Consider the following 2813-nt stretch of genomic DNA (forward strand, 5'->3'; position numbering starts at 1 on the left):
TGCCGTCGGCGCCCTTGCCCTCCCCCGCGCGGAGGAACGCCACCCAGCGCCCGTCCGGCGAGATCGCCGGGGCCGAGTCGCGCGGACCGTGGGTCCACGCCGACTCACCGCCGTCGAGCGCCACGCGCCGGATCTCGCCGTGCGTGGCGTTCGCACGGAGATCCGGTCTCTTCAGCGCCGTGAGCAGCAGGTTCCCGCGCAGGGCGGGACGGCCGGGGACGACGAGGGCTTCGATGTCGGCAGGACGCACGTCCCGACCGTACCGGAATTCCTTAGCGGTGCGAACGAGTTTCGCGAGGTCTCACGCGGCGACCTGCTTGCGCTCGTCGCGCCGGGCCTTCGCCAGGCTGGCCACCGTGGTCACGGTGAGCACGACGACGATCACCCCGAGGGAGACCCAGTTGTTGATGTCCAGCCAGTCCGGGACGACGTGGTACTCGTGCAGCGCGTGCAGGAACAGCTTCGCGCCGATGAAGGCGAGGATCACCGCGAGGCCGTAGCTGAGGTAGACGAGCTTGGTCACCAGGCCGCCGAGCAGGAAGTACAGCTGCCGCAGGCCCATCAGCGCGAAGGCGTTGGCGGTGAAGACGAGGAACGCCTCCTGCGTGATGCCGAAGATCGCCGGGATGGAGTCGACGGCGAAGAGCAGGTCCGCCGAGCCGATGGCCACGATCACCAGCAGCATCGGGGTGATCATCCGCTTGCCGTCGATCTTCACCGTGTAGTGGTGGCCGTGGTAGTCGTCGGTCACCGGGGCGAACTTGCGGACCTGCCGGGTGACGGCGTTCTCGTGGTACTCCTCTTCCTCACCCTTGCCGCGCAGCATGCTGACCGCGGTCCAGATCAGGATCGCGCCGAACAGGAAGAACACCCAGACGAACTGGGCGATCAGCGCGGCGCCGATGGCGATGAAGACGCTCCGCATGCCGAGCGCGAGCAGGATGCCGACCAGCAGCACGCGGTGCTGGTGGATGGCGGGCACCTTGAACGAGCTCATGATGATCATGAAGATGAACAGGTTGTCGACGCTCAGCGAGTACTCGGTGATGTACCCGGTGAAGAACTCGACACCCGGGTCGTGCCCGGCGAAGACCCACACGCCGATGCCGAAGACGATCGCGCACGAGACGTAGAAAATGACCCAGCGAGCCGCTTCCCCCGTGGTCACTTCGTGCGGCTTGCGATCGACGATGACCAGGTCCAGCGCGATCAGCGCAAGCAGGCCACCGATCGTGGCGATCCACAGCCACAGGGGGACAGTCATGGAACTCGAACCTCCGGATAGTGCGCAGCAGCAACTAACCGGAGGTCTCTTCCGCCGGTGGAACCACCGGCCGACGGTGCCGGGGGCGCAGGGCCACCGTGCTGACGACACCGCCGCGAAGGAATACTCCCCTCACAGCGCGTCCAGTTTGCCGGTTCCCCCCGGCCGAGCGCCAGCCGGGATAGCGCACGTCACCGTGTTGGTCGTGTAATTCCGGTCACTTCGGTCCACCAGGTGGTCCGAAACGTGTGATCACTGTGAGCCGCGGAGGACACTCTCAGGAAACTTCACCTACGGTCACGTCGTGCCCCGACTCCCGCTCCCGCGCACCCGCCGGGCCCGCCTCACGGCGCTCGGCGCCGTCGTGGCGGTGCTCGCCGCCGCGACCGTCCTCTGGGCGACGCGCGACACGGCCCCGCCTGCCGTGCCCACCCAGGACGCCCTGCTCGACCTGCCCGCCGCCCCCGGCTCGGCCGAGCAGGTCAAGATCGACACGACCACCTACCTCCCGGCGAGCGTGCCCGCACCGGCGGTGCTGCTCGCGCACGGCTTCGGCGGGGACAAGAACAGCGTCGCCGAGGACGCCCGTGAGCTCGCGCGGAAGGGCTTCGTCGTGATGACGTGGTCCGCGCGCGGCTTCGGCAAGAGCACCGGCAAGATCGGGCTCAACGACCCGGACGGCGAGGTCGCCGACGCGAGCCGCCTGATCGACCGGCTCGTCGCGCAGCACCAGGTGACCCTCGACGCCCAGGGCGACCCGAAGGTCGCCGTCACCGGCGCCTCCTACGGCGGCGCGCTGTCGCTGCTGCTGGCCGGCACGGACAAGCGCGTCGACGCGATCGCGCCCGTGATCACCTACAACGACCTGGCCCAGGGCCTGATCCCGAACGCGGCCACGCCCGCGTCCGCCGCCCCGGGCACCCCGTCCGCCGGTGCCTTTTCGACCGACGGCGTCTTCAAGAAGAGCTGGGCCGGCATCTTCTTCTCGGCCGGCTCGGGCGCCGCGGCGAGCGGCTCGCCGTCCGCCGAAGCGCCGGAAGCCGGGCAGGAGACCGACACCGGATCCACCGGCGCCGCCGGGACCGCTGCCGCCGCGGGGGCCGCGCTGCCCGCCGGGCCGCCGGGCGCGGGCGGGCCGCGGAACGCACCGGCCGACCCCTGTGGCCGGTTCACCGCCGCGGTCTGCCGCGCCTACACCGAACTCGGCACCACCGGGCAGGCGAGCCAGGCGAGCGTCGACCTGCTGCGCCGCGTCTCCCCCGCGTCCGTCACGGGCAAGGTCACCGTGCCGACGCTGCTGGTGCAGGGCGAGAGCGACACGCTGTTCGGCCTCGACCAGTCCGACGCGAACGCCCGGCAGATCACCGCGGCGGGCGGCAAGGTGCGGACGATCTGGTACACCGGCGGTCACGACGGCGGCAAGCCCGGTCCGCAGCTGCGCGCCAAGATCGCCGACTTCCTGAAGACGGCACTGGACGGCGGCGACCCGGGCACCGGCTTCAGCTACGACGTCCAGGGCACCCTGCGCGCCAACGGGACGCCGTCGGTC

General features: G+C 70.6%; 2 protein-coding genes and 1 pseudogene. 1 reads left to right on the top strand and 2 read right to left on the bottom strand.

The genetic code is table 11. The annotated features are described in order from the left end of the window. Window positions 1–250 (bottom strand): annotated as a pseudogene (locus CCN39_RS47265) (PD40 domain-containing protein); the annotation flags it as partial. Window positions 251–301: 51 nt separating this feature from the next. Beyond that, the gene (locus CCN39_RS47270; protein WP_086853657.1) at window positions 302–1264 is read right to left on the bottom strand and encodes a TerC family protein; all 963 of its coding nucleotides are present in this window, start codon (window positions 1262–1264) and stop codon (window positions 302–304) included. A 304-nt stretch (window positions 1265–1568) separates the two neighbouring features. Between CCN39_RS47270 and CCN39_RS47275 the strand changes: the two genes are divergently transcribed. Beyond that, window positions 1569–2813: alpha/beta hydrolase (locus CCN39_RS47275; protein ID WP_143264458.1), on the top strand; the 1245-nt coding region annotated here is incomplete at its 3' end.

This window comes from Amycolatopsis kentuckyensis, assembly GCF_002155975.1.
Taxonomy (GTDB): domain Bacteria; phylum Actinomycetota; class Actinomycetes; order Mycobacteriales; family Pseudonocardiaceae; genus Amycolatopsis; species Amycolatopsis kentuckyensis.

Bases quoted from the DNA above. Each gene is read 5' to 3' on its own strand.
- CCN39_RS47270 (WP_086853657.1), bottom strand. From the start codon at position 1,264: ATGACTGTCCCCCTGTGGCTGTGGATCGCCACGATCGGTGGCCTGCTT.